This is a genomic window from Glutamicibacter sp. TV12E (assembly GCF_052441935.1).
GTDB lineage: Bacteria > Actinomycetota > Actinomycetes > Actinomycetales > Micrococcaceae > Glutamicibacter.
This window is the reverse complement of record NZ_JBQVVF010000001.1, coordinates 1,406,642-1,427,129: the sequence shown is the minus strand read 5'-3', so window position 1 is coordinate 1,427,129 and position 20,488 is coordinate 1,406,642. Positions and strand designations below refer to the sequence as shown.

Below are 20,488 nucleotides of genomic sequence, written 5' to 3'. Positions count from 1 at the left end.
CTGCAAGAACAGTGGCGGCTACTTCGAAGCTCCGATGGCCCACACGCGTGGCAGCTCGGTGCCGTTGACTGCCAGGTCGCCGATCAGCCGAGCTTTGAACACCCACGGATTGTGGTTACCCGCGGTGCGCGCGTTGCGCCAGTGCCGGTCCAGGTTCTTCGACACGCTGGTAGCCGAGGCCGCCAACGCATCAAAGGCGTGGGTGATGGCGTTGAGCACCAGCGGAGTGAGCACCACCTGCGCCTGCGCGCTGGCCACCTCGGCAGCATCATTGGCCGCCTCGTCTTCTTCCTCCGTGATCTGCCCAGCTTGCAAGGCCAGCGCGGTTTCATAGGCGCGCTGGAGGGCCTGCGACACGCGCTCAACGGTTCCGGCCGCGGCAAAAGCCGCCGCCGACACCTCGCCGATCACCTGCAGCAACTGCGGATCCTCGGCCGCAACATTGGCGGCCGCATGGCTGAAGGTGCGCTTCCGGGCTTTCAATTCCGCGGCGAAGTCCCGCTCTGCTGCCTTGGCCGAGCCAGCCAGCACTGCCAACAGCACCTGCTGGTAGAAGGCGGTCTGGTACTTGAAACGAGTGTCGAAGTCGATCAGGTCTTCCTCGGCCACCAGCGCATCGGTGAACGTCGAGGTTCCGGTACCGGTGGTGCGCTGCCCGAAGCCGTCCCAGTCATCGGCCAGTTCCACGCCGGGCTGATGGCGGCTGACCGCGGCGATGACCCGCTTGCCGGTGTCGGTGCGCTCCGCGTAGGTGTCCAGCCAGTCCGCGAAGATCGAACCGGTGGAGTAGTACTTGGTGCCGTTGATCCGGAACCCGCCGTTTCCATCCGGGGTGACCTTGGTGATCACCTCGCCCACCTTCACCGCCCCGACCTCGGTCCAGGAGTTGCCTACCAGCTCTCCGTCCGCGAAGCGCGCCAGCCACCTGTCCCGGCCGGGCCCCGGGGCGGCAATCAGCCGGTCTTCGACGAAGGCGAAGTGGGCGCGCAGCGCCTGGGCGATATTGGAATCAGCGGCAGCCAGGTCGACAAGGAGTTCAAAGAGCTCGGGCAGCGTGGCTCCTGCGCCGCCGTGGGATTCGGGGACGCGCACCGCGCCAAAACCGGCGGCGGCCAGGTCCGCGATCTGTTGGTAGGGCAGTTCCCCGCTGCGGTCCCGTTCGGCGGCTCCGGCCGCGATCTGCTCGAAAAGCGGGGCAAAACGAGCCTTGAGCTGGCTCAGACGGTTGCCGGTGGCAAGTACAGTCATCTCAGGTTCCTCTGTGTAGAAGTTCTCAGGTGTAGAGCGATAGCGGCTGGGATTCTCCGCGCAGGAAGTACGCGCCGACCTCGATCTTCTTGTAGTCCACCGGGTCGTGCAGCGAGTGGGTGCGCACATTGCGCCAGTACAGATCCAGCCCGACCGAGTTCGCCGTGGACGATGATCCGGTGACCTCGAAGATCCGGTTGGCCACCTCGACGCCGACCTCGGTGGAGACCACCTTCGCTTCGGCGATGTCCACGGCCAGCGCCGCGCGATCGGACCCGGTGACCTCCGCGCCCTTGGAAAGCAAGGCATCAAATTTGCGCCCCAGCTTTTCGGCCAGCGCCGCCACCGCGGCGGTGCGGGCCTTGAGCTCGCCCACGGTGCGCTGGAAGATCGGATCCTGCGAGTAGGTCTCGGCCTGCGAGAACAACCAGGCGTTTTTGCGTCCCAGCAGGATCTGCTTGCCGCGCGCCAGCGCGCCTTCGGCAATGCCCAGGTAGAAGTTGGCAAAAGCCAGCTGGATGCCCGGGGTGAGCAGGGTCGATACTGGTTCTTCGGTGACCTCGCCGAGCAGGTCCCGGGCTTCGATGCGCACATTGTGGTACTTCAGCGAGTTCGAGGCGCTCAGGCGCTGTCCCAGGTAGTCCCAATCATCCACGATTTCCAAGCCTTCGCGGGCGCGCGGAATGACGAAGGCCAGCACCTGGCCGGCACGTTCGCCCTCGGTGACCTCGGCGTTGACCACAATGACCTCGCCCACCCCGGAGCCGGTGGAGAAGCGCTTGGCGCCATTGAGCCGGAAGCCATCGCCTTCCGGAACGAGGCTCAGGGTCGGGTCCACCGGGTTGACCGAGTCGCCCCAGAGCCATCCGCCCTCGACGGTGCGCTGCCACCATTCGGCTTGGGTTTCCGGGGCGCCATAGAAGGCGATGCCCGACTGGTTCACGTAGTGGTAGGCCAGCAGCTGCGAGATGGAGCCATCGGCGGCAGCCAGGATGCGGACCACCTCAAAAGCGGTTTCCCAGTGCGCCCCTGCTCCCCCGAACTCGGCGGGAACCAGCAGATTCAGCAAGCCTGCTTCGCGCAGCAACTGCACTTCGGCAAAAGGCTGGGCATTCTTCCGGTCCCGCTCCAGCGCGTCAGCGGCCAGCTGGCCTGCTGCCTGCTGGGCGATCTCGCGCCAGCGGGCCAGCTCTGCCTCATCGGCTGTGCCGGTGTAGGGCACGCGCGGCACCTGGGTAGGCAGTACAGTCATCTTCGTTCTCCTTGTGGGTTATGGATTCCGAAGGACGCAGAAAAGCTCTGCGGATCCATCGAACTTGGTTAGCACTTCCTGCAGGTCTCTGGGCCGCTGGGATGGCGTGTGCTACCAGTGAAACATCGTCGGGCGACGCTTGGCAGACAGGGTGTCATCTGCCTCAATATCGTCATGAATCGACATCTTCAGCGCCCTGCGCACGGGCGGAAGCACCGTCATATTTCCCGATATGTCATTTGGCGCCCAGGACCGCGTCCGGTGTTTGGCTCGCCTTGGATTCCTGCGCAGAGGCCTTGCCCGCATAGGCGCCGCGATAGGCAGCTGCGGGGTGGTCGTCGGCCACGCGGGTGCTGCCCGGACCCGTCAGATATTCGCGCAGCGTGCTGCCCTCGTAGCCGGCCCACGTCCGTCCGCGCTTGCGCAGCTCGGGAACCACCAGATCAGTGAACTGCTCGAAGGAGCCGGGAGTGATGGCGTAGGCCAGGTTGATCCCGTCCAATCCGGACTCATCCACCCAGCGCTCGATTTCGTCGGCCACGGTTTCCGCCGACCCCACCAGCACCGGCCCGATGCCGCCCACGCCCAGGTAGTCGGCAATGGCATTGGGCGTCCACTTCTGCTGCGGACTGGCGGTGGTGAAAATCGAGACCGCCGAACGCGCCGCATTGGTTTCCAGATACTGCAGCTCCTCATCCGGCGCATACTGGCTCAGATCCAACCCGGACCAGCCGCCATAGAAGGTCATGGCGCCTTCGCGCGAGGCATAGGACTGGTACTCGCGGTAGAGCTTTTGCGCCTGCGCATCCGAATCAGCCACCACGGTGGTCATCAGCGCATAGATTTTCGCGGCATCCCGGGGCCGGCCCACCGCTTCGAACTCGTCGCGGATCGCATCAGTCTGGCGGCGGGTGACCGCGGTATTGATCGAATTCAGGAAGATGCCTTCGGCATGCTGCGCGCCAAAGCGCCGGCCGCGCGAGGATGCACCGGCCTGGAAGATCGCCGGGGTGCGCTGGATGGATGGCTCGGAGAGGTGGATGCCAGGCACGTTGAAGTATTCGCCGTGGTGGTTGATCGGGTGCACCTTGGATGGATCGGTATACACGCCGCGTTCCCGATCCTTGATGACCGCGTCTTCCTCCCAGGATCCTTCCCAGAGCTTGTAGACCACGTCCATGAACTCATCGGCGATGTCATAGCGCGCGTCGTGATCCAGCTGGCGGGTCATCCCCAGATTGCGGGCCGCCGATTCCAGATAGCTGGTCACCACATTCCAGCCGATGCGCCCGCGGGTGAGGTGGTCCAGGGAGGAGAACTTCCGGGCCAGCGCATAGGGCTGCTCGTAGGTCAGCGCGCTGGTCACCGCAAAGCCGAGGTTCCTGGTGGCAGCAGCCATGGCGGAAACCTGCATGAAGGGATCATTCAGCGGAACCTGGTCGGCATCCAGCAGGGCGGGACCGCTGGAATTCTGGTAGACGTCGTAGATGCCCAGCACATCGGCCAGGAACAGGGCGTCGAAACCGCCGCGCTCCAGCGTCTTGGCCAGATCCACCCAGTATTCGAGGGTGTTGTATTCGTCGGCCCGGTTCTGCGGGTGGCGCCACAGCCCGGGGCTTTGGTGGCTGACGCAGGTCATGTCAAAGGCGTTGAGATGGATGCGCTTGCTCATATTCTGGTGCTTCCCTTCACTGTGGTGGATTGTGCCTGGCGCTGGGCCATGCGCAGCAGCGCGAAGATGCCGGTGGCCGGCTGGCCCTTGGACCGCCCGAGCACCACGGCGGCGAGCAGGATCGCCAGCAGAACCAGTCCGCGGGCGAGATCCTGCCAGAAGAAGGACAGCCCGATCAGGTTCAGCCCGTTATCCAGCAGCCCGAAGATCACCACGCCGATCAGCGTGCCGCCCACCGATACCCGCCCGTAGCGGCTGATGGTCGCACCGATGAAAACCGCGCCGATGGCATCCATCAAATAGGCCTGCCCGCTGCCCGGAACATAGCCGTTGGAACGCGCGGCCAGCACCACCCCGGCGAATCCGGCGATCACCGCGCACAACAGATAGGCGCTAATGATCAGCGCATTGATCCGCAGGCCGGAGATTTTTGCGGCCCTTGGCTGTTCGCCGGCCATGGTCAGCTTGCGCCCGTAGCGGGTGATTCCCAGCAGCAGCGCCACCGCCACGGCAACGGATGCCGCGTTGATCACCGCGGCATCCATATCCAGGAAGTAGCCCCGACCGATCACCGCAAAACCGTCCGGCACCAGCGGCGCCGAGAGGTAGATCGGCGCGCCGCCGCCGGTGAACAGCTGCTGCACGCTGGTGCCGACAAACCACACGCTCAGCGTGGCCAGGAAGGCAGGGATCCGCAGGATCACGATCAGCAGCGCGTTGACCAGCCCGACCGCCAGGGCGAAGAGCAGCCCGCCGGCCACGGCCACCCAGGCACGATAGCCGTCGTGGATCAGCCAGGCACTGGCCAAGGCGCCCAAATCCAGGGCCACGCCGATGGACAGGTCAATGCCGCCGGCCCGCACCACCAGGGTCAGCCCGATGGCGACCAGCGCCAGCAGTGCCACCTGCCCAAGGATTCCCACGAGGTTTCCCGCGGTGAAGAACACCGGGCTGAGCACCGAGAAGGTGATCAGGATCAAGGCCAGCGTGGCCGGAGCCACCAGCCGCGATGCTTGCAGCCTGCCACGCTTCTTTCCGCCCCCCACTACCGCGGCGCCAGGGGCCGGGGCCGGTGGCGCGGCCAGGGTTTGTGCGGCATTCATCGGTTCTTCCTTCCGCGCAGGGTCACGCTGGCGAGCACCAGCAGGATCAGCAGGCCCTTGGCCGCGCCCACCCATTGGCTTGCGACACCCAGCAGGGTCAGTCCGTTGTCCAAGGCGGCGACAAACACCGCGGCCAGCACGGTGCCAACGACGCTGGCCAGCCGGCGCCGGGAGAAGATCATGGACATGTAGGCCACCAGAACGATGTCCAGCAGGATCTGCGTTCCAATGCCCGGAACTGCGGCCGAAAGCCTGGCGACCAGCAGCGTGCCGGCCAGGCCAGCCAGCGCCGAGCTGAGCATGTAGCTGGCCAGCCGGTAGCGGCGAGGATCCAATCCGGCCACCTGGGCGGCCGTCGGATTCTGGCCCACGGCGTAGGAGTTCACGCCCCAGCTGGTCTTGCCATAAACCCACCAGCCCAGTGCCCCGATGAGCACCATGATCCAAGCAGCCAAAGGGATCCCCAGGAAGACGCTGGCCCGGGCTGCTTCGAAGAAGCTGCCTGACACGGCGATCTTCAGGTTCTGGCTGAAGACCAGTTCCAGCGAAGCGGCCACGCCCATGGTGGCCAGGGTAGCCAGCAGCGGACGCAAGCCCAAGGTGACCGAGAGGCCGTTGGCAACGCCGATCACGGTGGCCACCAAAACTCCATACAGCATCGACAACAGTCCGGGGGTTCCGGCAGCCGCGGCCAGCGCGGTCACCGTGCCCGATAGTCCCGCCACCGCTCCGGTGGAGAGGTCGATGCCGCCATTGAGCACGTCGTCGCCGCCGGCGATGATCACGATCGCGAGCCCCACTCCGGCGATGCCGAACACCGAGGCCTGGGTGAGAATCGTCGCGATATTCGAAGCTGTCAGGAAAAAAGGGGAACCGAAAGCGAAAAGCAGCAGCACTGCTCCAATGCCGGCATAGCCGATCCAGGCGGCCAGCCCCGGCTTCCTGCCTTGAGCGATGCGCGCCGGCGCCTGGCTGGCGGGGACAAGGGTGGTGCTCATGCGTTCACCTCTTCGCGTGGTTCTCCGCTGGCTTGCCCGCTGGAAGCCAGTTGCAGAATTCTTTCGGTGTTCGCCTGGCTGGACGGCAGCTCGGCGATGATCCGGCCGCGGTAAAGCACCAGGACCCGGTCGGCCAGGCCCACCACTTCTTCCAGATCCACGCTGGCCATCAGCGCGGCGGCCCCGTCCTGCACCAGCTGGGAAATCTCCGCGTAGATATGCGCGCGGCTTCCCACATCGACGCCCGAGGTGGGCTGGTCCAGGACCAGCACGTCTGAGCCCTTGGCCAGCCAGCGGGCCAAGACGGTCTTCTGCTGGTTGCCTCCTGAAAGGCCGGAGGCAATCGCTTCGGGATTGCCCGGGCGGATATCCAGGTGCCGCACCAGCCCGCTCGCAGCATCCCGCTCCTTGCGTGCGTTGAGCAGCCCAAGCCGGCTGCCGACCTTCCGCAGGCTGGCGGCGGCAATATTCTCCCGCACGGTGTTGCGCAGGAAGATGCCATCGCGGTGCCGGTTCGATGGGACGTAGGCGCCGCCTCGGGCGACAAAGTCCGCGGCAGAAGCCACCGGGCGGCCGTGCAGCAGGGCAGTGCCCGCATGCGGATGATTGCCGGTGACCGCATCGGCGAGCACCTCGATGCCTGATCCCACCAACCCGGTGACGGCCACGATTTCCCCGGGAGCCACCGTGAGATCAATGCCGTCCAGCTTGCCCGCCACCGACAGGCCCGAGAGTTGAAGGGCAGGCTCGCCTTGGCGGGCGGGGGCCTCGCGCTGCTGGTGCGAGAATTCGCTGACTTGGCTGCCCAGCATCAAGCCGATGACATCTTCAATGCTGTCGCCGTTCGCAAAGCTGGCATCCCCGGCATTCCTGCCGTTGCGCAAGACCGTGATCCGGTCGGTGACCTGCTGCAGTTCCTGTAGATAGTGGGAGATGAAAATGATCCCCACCCCGCGATCACGCAGGTGGCCGATGGTGCCGAAGAGCTGCTCGACCTCGTCATTGGCCAACGGAGCGGTCGGCTCGTCAAGAATCAGCACCTTGGGTTCGGCCAGCACGGCGCGGGCGATCTGGATCAGCTGCTGCTGGGCAACGCTCAGCTCGTCGACAAAGGCAGCGGTGTCCAGCTCCTGGCCGGTGGTCCGCAGGATATCGGCCCGGGCCGCCTCTTGCACGGTGCGCTCCTGGCGCCATAATCCGCGGTTCCTGGATGTGCCAAGATACAGCTGTTCGGCGACGGTCAGGCGTCCGGCCAGGTGGCGGTCCTGGTGGATCACCTCAATGCCCAGCGCTTCGGCATCGGCCGGGCGCCGTATCTGCACCTCTTGGCCAGCAAGCTCGATCCGCCCCGAATCCAGGGTGTACAACCCGGTGAGGATTTTGATCAAGGTTGATTTTCCGGCACCGTTTTCACCTACCAGGCCGAGCACTTCCCCGGCCCGCAGCTGCAGGTGGACATCGTCCAGCACGGTGACGGCGCCAAAGGATTTGCCGATCCCGACCATGCTCAGCAGTAGGCTAGATTCCGTTGTCATTGCGCACCTGATTCACGTTGTCCTTATCCACAAAAATCGGCTCGGCGTAGCTGGTGCTCGGAACCTGGTCGGCTTGCCCGTTGAGGAGCAGCGCAATATTCGTGGCAGAGGTGGCAGCAATCTGCTTGGTGGGCTGGGCGACGGTGAACTGGTAGGAGCTCTGCGGATTCGCGATCAAATCCAGTGCCCCGGGTTCCGCATCGACTCCGTAGAGCTTGATGTCATTATCGGTGGGATCGATGGCCTGCGCGGCGCCGATCAGCGGCATATCCCAGCAGGACCAGATCGCATCCACTTCGCCTTCGGGCAGCCTGCGCAGCTGATCCTGGATCTGGTTCTTGGCATCTTCGATGGTGCCTTCGTACTTGTCCTGCAGTTCCGGGGTGATCTTCTCGATGTTCGGGTAGTCTTCGAGCACCAGGTTCAGGCTGTTGTAGCGGATCCGGCAGGGTGTCACGCCCGGGAAGCCGTTGAAGACCAGGATCTTGCCCTTGCCGTGCAGGTCCTCGGCCATGGTGCGAGCCAGGGTGGTGCCGACGTTCCAGTTATCGCTGGTGACGTTGTTCTTCGAGTATTCGCTCTGGAAGTCGATGGTGAACAGCGGAATTCCTGCAGCATCCACCTTGGCCAGGGCCGGGGTGAGCGTCTGGGCGTCGCCCAGGATCACCACGATGGCATCGGGCGACTGGGTTATCAGATTTTCCACGTCCGAAACGTGCTTCTCGTCCTTGGCTTCGGCCTGGGTGGCAATGACCTCTCCGCCGAGCTCCTTGATGCGTTCTTGGATTTGCTGATACACCACGCGCGAGTAGTCGTGCAGGATGTCCTTTGCCGCGATGCCCACTTTTTTGCCCTCGAGCGAAGGAACATCGTCGAGCTTCTGCTGGGTTTGCGGGTTGCTGCTTGGCGCCACGGCCGGCGCTGCTTCGGGGCGTGGTTCCTTCAGCGAGCAACCGGAGAGCAGCGTTGCTGCCGCTAGTGCGGCAGCAACAAATTTCAGGGTGTTCGGGCGAGTGCGAGTCATGCCGTCCCTCTCTTGGACATATCGAACCGAGGGATCCCGGGCAGAAGTTCACGCTTCTTGCCCCGGGAGTTCCATCGAACCTGGCGTTAGCACTATCTGCAGGAGGCAGACTTGCTGCGGCGTCGTGGAGCCAGGTCTCTCAGCCGCTCTGGATGGGGTGTTATCCGAGTCAAGCATTGATCCCTGGAGCTTGCCGTCAACGCGTCACTGGAGGGAACACTGCGTCAGATCTCGTCACAAATCCCGGGCTGGCAAGGTTTCGAAGCGGCGGGCAGGCGCTAAATCAGCGTCATATTTCCGCATATTACGTCGAATAAGGATATTCACCTGGCGAACGGAAGCCAGTTCATGGCCTGCCCGGGCGCCAACGGCAGCGTGGCATCGCCCATCCCGGAATCACGACGCGTCAATGGGAATGCCGAGGATCCGCAGGATATGCAATGATCGGAACATTGCGCTCCGAGACAACGGCTTGTTTTGACGTAAATCGGCGATCCTTGAGGAACTTCAGCTAGAAAATCTGCATCTCATCACGTGCAATGCGCGCGTAAATGGCATGCTGCAGCCGCAGCGATTCATTGGCTTGGCGAATATCAGCGCCGGTGACCTGGCCAATCCGCTCCAGTCTCTGCACCAGCGTATTGCGGTGGATGTGCAATGCTTCGGAGGCCTGCGACATGGCGGATGCCGCGGCGACCACCAGCAGGGTTTTTGCTTGTTCTTGATTCAGCGCCCGGGCCGGTGCCGCAAGATAGGCCAGGCTCCGAGCCGGAGTCCGCGCAACGGCCACCGCGATGTCCTGATTCCAGATTTCCCGGTGTGCTCGTTGCGGAAGCAGCGCGGGACGCGCCACCAGGGTGCGCATCATTTCGGCCTGCGCCAAAAGCGCACCGGCATCGAATGCATCCGCTCCGCCAAGATAACGATCGCTGGATTCCGGATCCTGGCCTGGTGCATCATCGGCGCTCGTCCGCAGCCGCCAGTGCGCGCCGAACAGGTTGACCCATGAAGTGCGCGCGCCTTCGACAGCAGGCAATCCCAATAAGGGGTCTTGGCCATCGCGCGGCAGCCACAGTTCAAGTTGCACTGGCCCGCGCAGTCCGTGCGCCCCCAGGTCCCGGTCGATAACTTCCGCGGCAACCCGCCCGGCTAGCAAGGCCGAAATAAGGTCCCTCGCCTCGGCCGCCCGGCGAGCGCTGCGCGAGTGCTCCCGCTCCTGGGCGAACAGCAGCTGGACGGTGAGCGCAATCAGATTCGCCAGGGGCTCGACCTCGTGGGGCGCGCCGGTCACGCCGACAACTGCGCACAACCGCTCGTTCAGCGCCAAAGGAAGGTTCACTCCCGGCTGGGTTCCCGCCGTTTCATCGGCCTGGGTGACCCTGATGATCTCGTTGCGCCGGATGGCTTCGACGCTTCCTTCGTGCAGCGTGCCCACGCGCGAAGCATCGCTGGAGGCGATGATGATTCCATGGGCGTTCATGATGTTCACATGGCGATTAATTGTCGGTGCAATGGTATCGACGACCTTTTGCGCCAATGCGCCGGACAGTCGAGGTTGCTCCTTTTCGCTCATGGAATCATCCTAGCTTCCCCGCCCTGCTTCGGGCAGGGAAGGCCCGGGGCTCCTTCACCTTGCCGCCCGGTGATGCTAGGCTCACCCCAGTCAAGCATCGCGTTGAAAGGTCCATCATGAGTTCGGCGATCAGCTACTTCACCGGAGGTTTCCTCGTCAGCCTGCTGGTAGTGCTCAACATGACATGGAATCAGCGCTTGCCCGGGCTGCTGGGCCCTGGACTGATTGCGCTGAGCCTGGCCGGGTTGGCCGCTTGCCGGTTTTATGCCGCCCGGAACCAGCCCCGCCAGCGAGATCCACGGAAAGCCTAGGAAGCGTCGCGCTCCTGCAGCACTGCCGTGGCGGTGCTCGTGCTGTCAGGCGCGAAAGCATAGAGCTTGCCATCGGCGAGGTGGACCCAGAATCGGCCGCAGAGCTCAGTGGTCTTGTCTTCAGCGCCTTGCGGCCACCACTGCGCTTCAAGGGTCCTGGTCAAGGAGATCTCCTTGGCATCGAAATCCTTGGTGCGCGGATCCGAAGCATAGGCCTTCTTCAGTTCCGCTTCGGATGGGTGTCCAGCAGATTTAATCGGCAGGCATTTTTCGGCGGGCAAATCCCCGGTGAAGTCCATGGCAAAAATTCTTTCCATCCCGGTATTGCGCTGCACGAGCTCCACGTTGGTGCCGCCGGCAGGGACCCAAGCGGGCAGCAATCCGCTCGAAACGCCTTCTTCAGAGGTCTTGGCAGACTTTTCGGTGGACTCATCGTATTTATCAACCATCAGATCCGAAACGGAACATCCGCTGAGCAGCAGGGCCATGGGCGCAGCCAGCAAGGCGCTGGCTGCATACTTTTTCTTCATCATGATTCAATCGTAGAAACCGGCCGCCGCTAGGCGCATCGTCTTCCTGGCGGAAAACCGGATGCGCCTTTTCATCCCCTCGGTGGAGCCGGCGGCAGGTAGGTCCTGGCCACGCTGAACGCCGTGCGCTCAACCAATGCGAGGGTATCGGCGGACAATTGAGCCAGGCTCGCCGGCCCGGGTGCGATGGAATAGGCCGCCAGTATCCCGGCCTGGTCCAGCTGCTCGTCGCCCAGGTCCACGGACCCCGCCACCACGATCACCTCAGCATGCTCCCCGGCCGCTTCCAGCACCCCGCACACCACCTTGCCGTTCAGCGACTGGCTATCGAGCCGCCCCTCGCCGGTGATGACCAGGTCCGCGGCACCCAGGATCCGGTGCGCATCGAGCACCTCGGCTACCAGTTGCCATCCGGGGATCAGCTCCACCGGGAAGTACGAGGCCAGGCACACTGCCAGGCCTCCGGCTGCTCCCATGCCCGGCTGCTCGCGCAGCTTCCGGCCGGTATCCGCTTCAAGAACGTCGGCCAAGCGGCCCAGGCCGCGGTCCAGCAGCTGCACGTCCTGCTCGGAAGCCCCCTTCTGCGGGCCGAAGATCGCTGCCGCGCCCTGGGCGCCGAGCAGCGGGTTGGTGACATCGCAGGCGATTTGCCATTGCACCGCGGCGGCCCGCGGATCCAGTTCGGACATGTCGATCTTCGCCAGCTTCGACAGTGCGCCGCCGCCTGCTGGCAGCTGCTGCCCGTGCTCGTCAAGGAACTTGGCGCCCAGTGCGCCCAGCAGGCCGGTGCCGCCGTCGGTGGTGGCGGACCCGCCCAGGCACAGGATGATCTGCTGCACCCCGAGATCCAAGGCGCGCGACACCAGCGGGCCCAGACCCCGGGTCGTGGCCTGAAGCGGCTTGCGCGGCACGTCGCTGACCTGCGGCAGACCGGCAGCTTCGGCGGCTTCCACGACGGCGATCTTCTTGTCCGCGGACAGCCCGAGCCGGGAAGCGACCGCGCGGCCCAGGGCGTCGGTGGTGTCCACCGTGATCGCTTCGGTGCCCCAGGCATCGATCAGCGCCTCCAGTGTTCCTTCGCCGCCGTCGGCAAAGGGCACCGCGGTGATCTCGATCTGGCGCTGGCGGCTCGCGGCCCCCTTGGAGAATCCTTGTGCGAGCGCGGTGGCCACTTCGCTGGCCCGGGCGCTTCCCTTGAAGGAGTCGGGAACAATTGCCACCTGCAGCACGCCATTGGCTGCGGGGACTGGTTTCTGCTGAGGAGTCATGTTCCCAGCTTAGGCAGCTTGCCTGCCTGGAACTATGGGCCCATGACTGTATTTGCCGCACCAGCACCGGGCTGGCTATGTGCATTGCGCCCAATCATCGGCAATGCGTAGCTGAGCCAAAGGGACGACACAGAAAGCGCCGCTACTGTTGAAAACACCTCCTTGAAGGTGCGAGTGATGATCGTGAGAATTCCCGCTGGATATTGCCCAGCGGGAATTCTTCTTTAACCCGGCTCCGCACGCAGGTGCGAGCGGATCCATGGGCAGCATGCAGTGCACGCTTATTTCATCCACAGGCGCCGCCCCTAGGCTGGTAAGTACCTCATTGAAGGTGCGAGTGATGACGAAAAATTGGCCCTGCCGGTCTTGCGGCAGGGCCAATTTTTTGCCCTCTGGCGCCGGCGGAATCACGGCCGGCGAACACCTGCAGACAACGCGCAGTCCCTGCTAATTGGACGCACAGCCAGCGGCCCTAGAGTGGAAATCACCTCATGAAGGTGCGAGTGATGATCGAGAAGCCCCAGCCCCCGGAGCAATCCGGGCCGGCTGGGGCTTCGAATTTAACCGCCGCCAGCGCCCGGTGCGATACCGTAGATAGGTCCCCGCTCCAACTTGTCCCGGGGCACTTTTTTGAATGGAGTCCCGGTGAGCACCGCGATCGCAGAACTGACCCCGATGCAGCGACAGTCGGTGTGGCGCACCCTCAAATCCCCCCGGCTGCTCAAGACCGAGCTGCTCGCCGGGCTGGTGGTGTCCCTGGCGCTGATTCCCGAGGTCATCGCGTTCACCGTGATTGCCGGCGTGGATCCGCGCGTGGGCATCTTCGCCTCCTTCACCATGTCCGTGGTCATCGCGATCACCGGAGGGCGCCCGGCCATGATTTCCGCGGCGGCCGGCGCGGTGGCGCTGGTGGTGGCCCCGCTGGTGCGCAGCTACGGAGTGGAGTACCTCTTTGCCACGGTGGTTTTGGCTGGCGTCATCCAGGTGGCCCTTGCGCTGCTGGGCGTGGCCAAGCTGCTGCGCTTCATTCCCCGGCAGGTGATGATCGGCTTCGTCAATGGCCTGGCCATCTCGATCTTCTGGGCGCAAATGCCCGAACTGCGCCATGTTCCCTGGCAGGTCTACCCGCTGGTGATCCTCGGCGTGGGGATCGTCTGCTACTTCCCGAAGATCACCAAGGCGGTGCCGGCGCCGCTGATCGCCATCGTGGTGCTCACCGCGATCACGATCTTCGCGAAGGTCGCCGTCCCGCTCGTAGGCGACAAGGGCGAGCTGCCCGATTCGCTGCCCATCTTCCACCTGCCCGGGGTGCCGCTGGATCTGGCGACCCTGAAGATCATCGCGCCCTATGCGATCGCGGTGGCCTTTGTGGGCCTGCTCGAATCCCTGCTCACCGCCAAGCTGGTTGATGACATCACCGATACCCCTTCGAGCAAAACCCGCGAGTCCTGGGCGCAGGGCACCGCGAATATCGTCACCGGGTTCTTCGGCGGCATCTGCGGCTGCGCGATGATCGGCCAGACCATGGTGGGGGTGAAGGTCTCGGGCGGGCGCACCCGCATCTCCACTGCCTTTGCCGGCATTTTCATGCTGCTGCTGGCGCTGCTGCTCGGGGATGTGGTGGCGCAGATTCCGATGGCCGCGCTGGTCGCGGTGATGATCGTGGTCTCGGCAACCACCTTCGACTGGCACTCCATCCGCCCGAGCACCCTGAAGATGATGCCCAAGAGCGAAACCTTCGTCATGGCCATCACCGTGGTGCTCACCGTGGCCACCCACAACCTCGCCATCGGCGTGGGCGTGGGCATCCTCTCGGCGATGGTGCTCTTCGCCAACCGCGTGGCCCACATGGTCACGGTTACCCGCACGGTGTCCGGCGAGCAGGCGCTCTACGCGGTCAACGGCGAGCTGTTCTTCGCCTCATCCAACGACCTGTACACCCAGTTCCGCTACGCCGAGGACCCCGAGCGCATCGTCATCGAACATGTCCGATTCGCACCTCTGGGATGCCTCCACCATCGCGGCGGTGGATTCGATTCGCGCCAAATACCAGAACTACGGCAAGACCGTCCAGATCCGCGGGCTGAATGTGGCCAGCCAGAAAATGCAGGACCGCCTCGGCGGGAAACTAGGCTAGCTGCAGCCGGTAGTACATGCTGTTCGGATCGAGCTGGTAGCCGCCGAAAGGCGGGCACGGGGTGAAGCCGGCAGCCTGGTACATGCGCCGGGCAGCGGTGAAGTACTCATGGGTTCCGGTCTCCAGGCAGAGCTGGGTGAAACCGCGCCGCGCGGCGCAACCGATCAGCTCGTCCAGCAGCCGCCGGCCGATGCCCTGTCCTCGGAACTCCGGGGACACGCGCATGCTTTTCAGCTCCGCCACCTGCCCGCCCAGGTCCTTGAACGCGCCCATGCCGATCACCGTTTCGCCGGAGCAGACTTGGAACAGCGTGACGCCTTCCCCGGCCAGCGCACTGGCATCCAAGGCGTGCCGGCTCTCCTGCGGCGCAGTAGGCGCCATATCGGCCAAATGCTCTTGCACCATGCGCTGCATCGATTCGGCGAGCGGATCGGCTTCGATCATCCTGATATCCATGGCTCAAGCCTGCCACGGTTTTATTTCGCGCCGATGTCCCCCGGATTTCGGCCTTCGCGCGAGGCCCGATCGCGCTTCGAGGCATACATGTCTCGATCCGCACGCAGGATCATCGTGCTCAGGTTGTCGTCCGTACGCGCCTGCGCAACACCGAAGCTCCACGCCTGCGACGACGAGCCCTGCACGCGATCCATCAGGAGCTGGGCTTGGGTGCGCGTGGTGCCCGGAAACAGGATCACGAACTCATCGCCGCCCAACCGGGCTACCAGGTCGTTCTTGCGCGTGCTCGTCTCCAGATGCGCCACCAGGTCCTTCAGGGCCCGGTCGCCCGCCTCGTGGCCGCCTTCATCATTGATTGCCTTGAACTTGTCCATATCCAGCAGGGCCGCCGCCAGCGGCCGCCGGTAGCGCTGTGACGACGCAAGCATGAGTTCTCCGCGCAGCTGCAGCCCGCGGCGATTGACCGCCCCGGTGAGTTCGTCGACCTCGGATTGGTAGTGGAAGCGGGCTTTCACATAGCTGCCGATCACGGAGGCGCCGATGGTCAGCAGCAGCAGGCTGAGCACATTGAGCCATCCGCTGTGCAGCGCCATGCCTGACTGCGGCCCGTAGAAGTAGGCCAGGTACAGGGTGCACGCCAGCACCGGGTAGATGGTCCCTCGCACCAGCCTGGGGTTGAAGAGCCAGGCCAGGTACAGGGTGATCAACGGGAATTCCTGGAGCCGGAAGGCGATCTGCTCGAAATCCGAGGAGAGTCCCACGAAGCAGACGAAGGCGACGAGCTCGGTCAGCACCCAGAAGTAGCTGATCCACAGCGGGAAGCGGTCCAGCTTGATGTAGATCAGCAAGAGCACCAGGATCGCGCCGGCAAAGCGGATATAGCCCAGGGACTGCCTGAGCGCCGACTCGAAGTCGTAGGTCAAATTGATCAGGTAGAAAACTATGAAGAAGCAGGCGATGAACCCGGTTACCGCTACTTCAGGGCGCTTGATTGCGCGAGCCCTGGGCGGCACCAGCCGGTACCACCAGCTGCTGCCGACCTGTGCTCGTCGGTCCTTTTTCCCCAGAAACCGCGTATCCATATCCAGTCCATTGTAAGATTTCCACTAGCGAGCCGCGCAATGCAGCGACGGCAAAGTCCTTCAATTTCGGCCTGATCGGCGGATGATGAAATTTGTATTCCAGCCACTCATAGACTTGCAGCGCCATGCCCTCGCGGGCTTCGAAGCGCTGGCCAGGTTCTGTGATGGCCGCACTCCAGAGGCGCATTTCAATGAAGCCCGCCTTGCAGGCAGTCTAGTTGAACTGGAACTGCGCGCTCTAGAGCAGGTCCTTGCCGCCAGCAATGCCATTCCCGATGGCCTGCTGCTCACCATGAATGCTTCGGGGCCAGCCATCGATGCTTTCGCCAAGCAACGCCCGGAGCTGGACCGCCGGCTGGCTTGGGGATTGGAATTGCATGAGCTCTCCGCACCGGAACTGTGCGGCAGGGCCCGGATCAGCGCCGATGAGCTCGGCTGCCTCTTGCTGGTTGACGATGCTGGAATCGGCTACGCAACCCGCGAACGCATCACCATGCTCAAGCCCCACATCGTGAAGCTGGACCGTTCGCTGTTCGTCCACTACCAGTCATCGCCCGCAGCGCACGAGCATGTGGATCTGCTGCTGGCCGCGGCCCGGGCGATCAATGCGCAGACCCTGGTCGAAGGCGTGGAAACCGCACAGCATCTGGCTCTGGCCCTGGACTTGGGCTTCGACTACGCCCAGGGCTTCTACTTCAGCCCCGGCCTCGAAGCACAGCATCTGCCTGAAGCGATGGCCGTGCTACGCGGACGCCTCGGGATCGATGTTCCGGGTTTCTGAACGCCGCTCCCGCCCCTGCATGCTCTTCAGGCGGATCACCGGCAGCAGCTTCACCAGCCCGAGCACCAGGTACAGCACGGTGTTGATCGCGACGAATGAGGCCAGCACCGCGAACCAGTCGCTGAGCAGCACGCTCTCGGGCAGGATGATCCCGCGCGGCACGTGCACCAGAAGTTCCACCATCAGCCCAATTCCTTCCGTGCGGCACCTGCGTGCTCGACATGCTTCCAGTCCGCGCTGCGGGCGAAGGCGATATCCGCCACGCCCTTGAGGAAGGCCAGGTCCAAGAAGGCATCGTAGACGAGCTCCGGGATGACCAGCGCCGCGACGATCCGCGCGCGCCATCCGCCATGCCAGACGGTGACGATGCGTTCCACCGCGAAGAGCGCTCCGAGCAGCATCCAGAACGGGAACCATACCCAGGTGTCCATCGAGACCAGCATTATGAGCATCAGCGCGAAGTAGCTGAACAGGGCGATCACCCCGTAGCCGATGCCGATCTGCTGTGCCCAGTAGCGCGAGGTCTGCGCGCTCACCCCGTAGGCGCCCAGGTTCTCCAGCGCACCGCGCTGCCAGCGCAGGCGCTGGGCCCAGAGCATCTTCCAGCTGGGCATCAGCTCGGTGACCACCGTGCAGCGCTTCGGCGAGGTGGTCAGCGCGCCGAGGGTCTTCAGCGCAATGGTCAGCTCATTGTCCTCGGTCAGCGCGGCGGTGTCGTAGACCTCGCCCGGGTTGCCCGGCAGCATGGTGCCGCGGGCAGCGGCCACTTCGCGCAGGGCTGCTGCGCGGAAGACCGAGGCGGTGCCGGTGAGCACAAAGACCCGGCCATTGCGGCGCTCGATCTCGCGCTGGTAGCGGGTGTATTCGTTGCGCTGGAATTGGCCAAGCAGCCCATGGCCTTCTTCGCCGTGGAAGAGCCCGCCCACCGCCATCAGCGCGCGGTCCCAGGAGAACCGGTCCTTCGCGGTTTCCAGGAATCCGGTGCCGATCTGCGAATCCGCATCCATCACCATCACGCAGTCGTTATCGCCCATCGACGGCAGAATCGCCTGCAGCGCCTGGTTCAGCGCCCCGCCCTTCTTGTGCTTGTTCTCCACCGATTCGAAGACCTCGACACCGTGCTCGCGGGCCACCGCAACGGTGGCGTCGGTGCAGTTGTCGGCCACCACGATGATCCGCGATGGCTTGAAGCTCTGCTCCTCGAGGGCCTTGAGCGTAAGGGGCAGGGAAGCTTCCTCGTTATGCGCCGGAATCAGCACGGTCACGGCGACTTCACCTGCGTGGACACCGCGGGTGCGGGCCATGACTGCTTTCGGCGCCAGCGGACGGCTCGATTTCTGGATTGGCGTACGCCGATAGCGCCAGGTGACGAAGCGCTCGCCAAGCACCACGAGCAGCACCAGCATGACCGCGGCCGACACGGCGAACACCAAGATGGACAGATCGGGCAGCTCGGTGCTGTAGAACGTGGTCCAGAGCGCGCCGATCCGAAGCTCCACTGGGTTCCACATCGCCACCGGCTTGCCGCTGAGGCTGATGGACCACAGCAGCAGCGCGGCCGCGGCCACGACAATCAGGACAACAGCGATGCCCACCCATCGGCTGAAATGCTTTTGCACGTACGCGCTCCGTTCACGTTACAGGTTCACCGTGCGGCACCGCACGGACGGGCCTGTCGGAGGCGCGCCTCCGGTGGATTTTGGCCAAGAAAGTTATTTAGCCAAGCTAGCATCTTGCGCGCAGCCAGGCACCGCGCGGAGATGCAAATCACCCCCAGCAAAAGCACCGCTTTTCCTCAGCACCGGACGAACAGGGCGCGCCCTAGAGCTGCAGCAATTTCGCAGCGTCCTCGCGCAGCTGGTTCTTGCGGATCTTCCCGGTGACCGTGGTGGGGAAATCATCAAGAATCTGCACGTAGGCCGGGATCTTGAAATGCGCGAGCTGGCCGCTGCAGTACTCGCGCACCGCCTCGATGCCCAGCGGCTCGCGCCCTGCTTTCATGCGCACGCAGGCGCAGACCGCCTCGCCGTACTTCTCGTCGGGCACGCCCACCACCTGGACATCCTCGATATCCGGGTGCCGATAGAGGAATTCCTCGATTTCGGCCGGGTAGATATTTTCGCCGCCGCGGATGATCATGTCCTTGATCCGGCCCACGATGGTGCAGTAGCCGTCCTCGCGCATCACCGCCAGATCGCCGGTATGCATCCAGCCGTCGGGATCGATGGCGGCGCGGGTTTTCTCCTCGTCCTGCCAGTAGCCGAGCATCACCGAGTAGCCACGGGTGCAGTATTCGCCGGTTTCCCCGCGCTGCAGGGTAGCGCCTGTGGCCGGATCGACCACCTTGATTTCCACGTGCGGGTGCACCCGGCCGATGGTGGCGGTGCGGCGCTCAACGTCGTCGTCGCTGCGGGTCTGGCAGGAGACCGGGGAGGTTTCGGTCATCCCATAGGCGATGGAGACCGCGCTCATCCCCATGTCCTGAACGCAGTGGCGCATCACCTGAACCGGGCAGATGGAACCAGCCATGATGCCGGTGCGCAGCGTGGAGAGGTCGAACTCCTTGAAATTGGGCAGGTTCTGCATGGCGATGAACATCGTGGGCACCCCGTACAGGCCCGTGCATCGCTCCTCGGCAACCACCCTCAGGGTGGTTTCGGCGTCGAATCCCGGGGCGGGAATGACCATGGTGGCACCGCGCGAGGTGCAGCCAAGGTTGCCCATGACCATGCCGAAGCAGTGGTAGAACGGCACCGGGATGCACAGCCGGTCGTGCTCGCCCAGGTCGATCATCCCGGTGACCTGATGGCCGTTGTTCAGGATATTGCGGTGGCTGAGCACCGCGCCCTTGGGATATCCGGTAGTCCCCGAGGTGTACTGGATATTGATCGGGTCTTCTGCCCTGGTTGCCGCCAGCCGGGCGGCCAGTTCGGCATCCTCGATCGACGACCCCTCGTCCAGCAGCCGCTGCCAATCATCGGTGCCCAGGAACACCACGCGTTCCAGGCCCGGCGTCTCGGCGCGCGTTTGCTCCACCATGGCCCGATAGTTGCTGGTCTTGAATTCAGAGGCCGCCACCAGCATCCGCAGCCCGCTGTGGTTGGCCGCATAGGCATATTCATGGGTGCGGTAGGCCGGGTTGACATTGACCAGGATGACGCCGATCTTGGCCGTCGCATACTGGGTGAAGACCCATTCGGCGCAGTTCGGCACCCAGATCCCCACCCGGTCCCCTGGATTGAGTCCGGCGGCGATCATGCCCTTGGCCAGCCGGTTGATCTCCCCATCCAGCTGCTGCCAGGTCCAGCGGCGTTGCGTGCTGGCTTCCACCAAGGCCTCGGCGTCGCCCAGCCGGGCCACCGTCCGCTCGAAGTTGGCTCCAATGGTCTCATCGAGCAGCTTCGGTTCGCTCTCGCCCTTGGCATAAGCCTTCATCGACTGCTCCTTCGACCCACTTCAAATAGTGCCCTGCATCACATTCAAACCATAGTCCGGGGTCTCCCGCCTGCCAAGCATGC

17 protein-coding genes, 1 pseudogene and 1 riboswitch are annotated in these 20,488 nt (G+C 64.1%); of the genes and pseudogenes, 3 read left to right on the top strand and 15 right to left on the bottom strand.

The features are described 5' to 3' along the window. Positions 1–18: 18 nt before the first annotated feature. From ACT7DV_RS06660 to ACT7DV_RS06625, 8 genes are all read right to left on the bottom strand, one after another. Complete coding sequence (locus ACT7DV_RS06660) at positions 19–1,248, bottom strand: acyl-CoA dehydrogenase family protein (RefSeq protein ID WP_444661449.1); 1,230 nt, start codon at positions 1,246–1,248, stop codon at positions 19–21. 25 nt (positions 1,249–1,273) lie between these two features. Continuing rightward, positions 1,274–2,500 (bottom strand): acyl-CoA dehydrogenase family protein, encoded by a 1,227-nt coding sequence (locus ACT7DV_RS06655; protein WP_444661448.1) that lies wholly within the window; start codon positions 2,498–2,500, stop codon positions 1,274–1,276. Positions 2,501–2,735: 235 nt separating this feature from the next. Beyond that, positions 2,736–4,172: an LLM class flavin-dependent oxidoreductase gene (locus ACT7DV_RS06650; RefSeq protein WP_444661447.1), complete on the bottom strand. Its 1,437-nt coding sequence runs from the start codon at positions 4,170–4,172 to the stop codon at positions 2,736–2,738. After that, positions 4,169–5,275 (bottom strand): ABC transporter permease, encoded by a 1,107-nt coding sequence (locus ACT7DV_RS06645; RefSeq protein WP_444661446.1) that lies wholly within the window; start codon positions 5,273–5,275, stop codon positions 4,169–4,171. The genes ACT7DV_RS06650 and ACT7DV_RS06645 overlap by 4 nt, the downstream gene beginning before the upstream one ends. Next, complete coding sequence (locus ACT7DV_RS06640) at positions 5,272–6,273, bottom strand: ABC transporter permease (protein WP_444661445.1); 1,002 nt, start codon at positions 6,271–6,273, stop codon at positions 5,272–5,274. The genes ACT7DV_RS06645 and ACT7DV_RS06640 overlap by 4 nt, the downstream gene beginning before the upstream one ends. Beyond that, positions 6,270–7,808 (bottom strand): sugar ABC transporter ATP-binding protein, encoded by a 1,539-nt coding sequence (locus ACT7DV_RS06635; protein WP_444661444.1) that lies wholly within the window; start codon positions 7,806–7,808, stop codon positions 6,270–6,272. The genes ACT7DV_RS06640 and ACT7DV_RS06635 overlap by 4 nt, the downstream gene beginning before the upstream one ends. Beyond that, on the bottom strand, positions 7,792–8,832 hold the full coding sequence (locus tag ACT7DV_RS06630; RefSeq protein ID WP_444661443.1) for a substrate-binding domain-containing protein: 1,041 nt from the start codon (positions 8,830–8,832) through the stop codon (positions 7,792–7,794). Before ACT7DV_RS06630 ends, ACT7DV_RS06635 begins: the two co-directional genes overlap by 17 nt. 68 nt (positions 8,833–8,900) lie before the next feature. Then, positions 8,901–8,991, bottom strand: a riboswitch (SAM riboswitch). Positions 8,992–9,343: 352 nt separating this feature from the next. Continuing rightward, entirely contained in the window at positions 9,344–10,405 is a 1,062-nt protein-coding gene (locus ACT7DV_RS06625) for a sugar diacid recognition domain-containing protein (RefSeq protein WP_444661442.1), read from the bottom strand. A 116-nt stretch (positions 10,406–10,521) separates the two neighbouring features. On the opposite strand from ACT7DV_RS06625, the gene ACT7DV_RS06620 reads away from it, so the two are divergent. Next, positions 10,522–10,716, top strand: a complete 195-nt coding sequence (locus tag ACT7DV_RS06620; protein WP_444661441.1) for a hypothetical protein — start codon at positions 10,522–10,524, stop codon at positions 10,714–10,716. On the opposite strand, the gene ACT7DV_RS06615 is transcribed toward ACT7DV_RS06620, so the two are convergent. Together ACT7DV_RS06615 and ACT7DV_RS06610 are read right to left on the bottom strand one after the other, a co-directional pair. Next, positions 10,713–11,249 (bottom strand): hypothetical protein, encoded by a 537-nt coding sequence (locus tag ACT7DV_RS06615; protein ID WP_444661440.1) that lies wholly within the window; start codon positions 11,247–11,249, stop codon positions 10,713–10,715. The genes ACT7DV_RS06620 and ACT7DV_RS06615 overlap by 4 nt on opposite strands. A gap of 68 nt (positions 11,250–11,317) precedes the next feature. Then, positions 11,318–12,514 (bottom strand): glycerate kinase, encoded by a 1,197-nt coding sequence (locus ACT7DV_RS06610; protein WP_444661439.1) that lies wholly within the window; start codon positions 12,512–12,514, stop codon positions 11,318–11,320. Positions 12,515–13,189: 675 nt separating this feature from the next. Here ACT7DV_RS06610 and ACT7DV_RS06605 point away from each other — a divergent pair. After that, a pseudogene (locus ACT7DV_RS06605) lies at positions 13,190–14,651 on the top strand (SulP family inorganic anion transporter). Here ACT7DV_RS06605 and ACT7DV_RS06600 read toward each other — a convergent pair. Together ACT7DV_RS06600 and ACT7DV_RS06595 are read right to left on the bottom strand one after the other, a co-directional pair. Beyond that, positions 14,643–15,107, bottom strand: a complete 465-nt coding sequence (locus tag ACT7DV_RS06600; RefSeq protein ID WP_444661438.1) for a GNAT family N-acetyltransferase — start codon at positions 15,105–15,107, stop codon at positions 14,643–14,645. The pseudogene ACT7DV_RS06605 and the gene ACT7DV_RS06600 sit on opposite strands and share 9 nt — an antisense overlap. Before the next feature lie 20 nt (positions 15,108–15,127). Beyond that, complete coding sequence (locus tag ACT7DV_RS06595) at positions 15,128–16,189, bottom strand: diguanylate cyclase (protein ID WP_444661437.1); 1,062 nt, start codon at positions 16,187–16,189, stop codon at positions 15,128–15,130. 82 nt (positions 16,190–16,271) lie between these two features. Between ACT7DV_RS06595 and ACT7DV_RS06590 the strand changes: the two genes are divergently transcribed. Beyond that, positions 16,272–16,970, top strand: a complete 699-nt coding sequence (locus ACT7DV_RS06590; RefSeq protein ID WP_444661436.1) for an EAL domain-containing protein — start codon at positions 16,272–16,274, stop codon at positions 16,968–16,970. Here the strand turns inward: ACT7DV_RS06590 and ACT7DV_RS06585 are convergent. The 3 genes from ACT7DV_RS06585 to ACT7DV_RS06575 all read right to left on the bottom strand — a co-directional run bounded on the left by ACT7DV_RS06585 (position 16,932) and on the right by ACT7DV_RS06575 (position 20,405). Then, positions 16,932–17,153, bottom strand: a complete 222-nt coding sequence (locus ACT7DV_RS06585) for a hypothetical protein (protein WP_444661435.1) — start codon at positions 17,151–17,153, stop codon at positions 16,932–16,934. The genes ACT7DV_RS06590 and ACT7DV_RS06585 overlap by 39 nt on opposite strands. Continuing rightward, on the bottom strand, positions 17,153–18,589 hold the full coding sequence (locus tag ACT7DV_RS06580; RefSeq protein ID WP_444661434.1) for a glycosyltransferase family 2 protein: 1,437 nt from the start codon (positions 18,587–18,589) through the stop codon (positions 17,153–17,155). Before ACT7DV_RS06580 ends, ACT7DV_RS06585 begins: the two co-directional genes overlap by 1 nt. Positions 18,590–18,791: 202 nt before the next feature. Further along, positions 18,792–20,405 carry an AMP-binding protein gene (locus tag ACT7DV_RS06575; protein ID WP_444661433.1) on the bottom strand — a complete coding sequence of 538 codons (1,614 nt, stop codon included), beginning with the start codon at positions 20,403–20,405 and terminating at the stop codon, positions 18,792–18,794. Between the last annotated feature and the right edge of the window lie 83 nt (positions 20,406–20,488).

Bases quoted from the DNA above. Each gene is read 5' to 3' on its own strand.
- ACT7DV_RS06600 (WP_444661438.1), bottom strand. From the start codon at position 15,107: ATGGATATCAGGATGATCGAAGCCGATCCGCTCGCCGAATCGATGCAG.
- ACT7DV_RS06630 (WP_444661443.1), bottom strand. From the start codon at position 8,832: ATGACTCGCACTCGCCCGAACACCCTGAAATTTGTTGCTGCCGCACTA.
- ACT7DV_RS06645 (WP_444661446.1), bottom strand. From the start codon at position 5,275: ATGAATGCCGCACAAACCCTGGCCGCGCCACCGGCCCCGGCCCCTGGC.
- ACT7DV_RS06625 (WP_444661442.1), bottom strand. From the start codon at position 10,405: ATGAGCGAAAAGGAGCAACCTCGACTGTCCGGCGCATTGGCGCAAAAG.
- ACT7DV_RS06655 (WP_444661448.1), bottom strand. From the start codon at position 2,500: ATGACTGTACTGCCTACCCAGGTGCCGCGCGTGCCCTACACCGGCACA.
- ACT7DV_RS06650 (WP_444661447.1), bottom strand. From the start codon at position 4,172: ATGAGCAAGCGCATCCATCTCAACGCCTTTGACATGACCTGCGTCAGC.
- ACT7DV_RS06635 (WP_444661444.1), bottom strand. From the start codon at position 7,808: ATGACAACGGAATCTAGCCTACTGCTGAGCATGGTCGGGATCGGCAAA.
- ACT7DV_RS06640 (WP_444661445.1), bottom strand. From the start codon at position 6,273: ATGAGCACCACCCTTGTCCCCGCCAGCCAGGCGCCGGCGCGCATCGCT.
- ACT7DV_RS06660 (WP_444661449.1), bottom strand. From the start codon at position 1,248: ATGACTGTACTTGCCACCGGCAACCGTCTGAGCCAGCTCAAGGCTCGT.
- ACT7DV_RS06610 (WP_444661439.1), bottom strand. From the start codon at position 12,514: ATGACTCCTCAGCAGAAACCAGTCCCCGCAGCCAATGGCGTGCTGCAG.
- ACT7DV_RS06595 (WP_444661437.1), bottom strand. From the start codon at position 16,189: ATGGATACGCGGTTTCTGGGGAAAAAGGACCGACGAGCACAGGTCGGC.
- ACT7DV_RS06585 (WP_444661435.1), bottom strand. From the start codon at position 17,153: ATGGTGGAACTTCTGGTGCACGTGCCGCGCGGGATCATCCTGCCCGAG.
- ACT7DV_RS06620 (WP_444661441.1), top strand. From the start codon at position 10,522: ATGAGTTCGGCGATCAGCTACTTCACCGGAGGTTTCCTCGTCAGCCTG.
- ACT7DV_RS06615 (WP_444661440.1), bottom strand. From the start codon at position 11,249: ATGATGAAGAAAAAGTATGCAGCCAGCGCCTTGCTGGCTGCGCCCATG.
- ACT7DV_RS06590 (WP_444661436.1), top strand. From the start codon at position 16,272: ATGATGAAATTTGTATTCCAGCCACTCATAGACTTGCAGCGCCATGCC.
- ACT7DV_RS06575 (WP_444661433.1), bottom strand. From the start codon at position 20,405: ATGAAGGCTTATGCCAAGGGCGAGAGCGAACCGAAGCTGCTCGATGAG.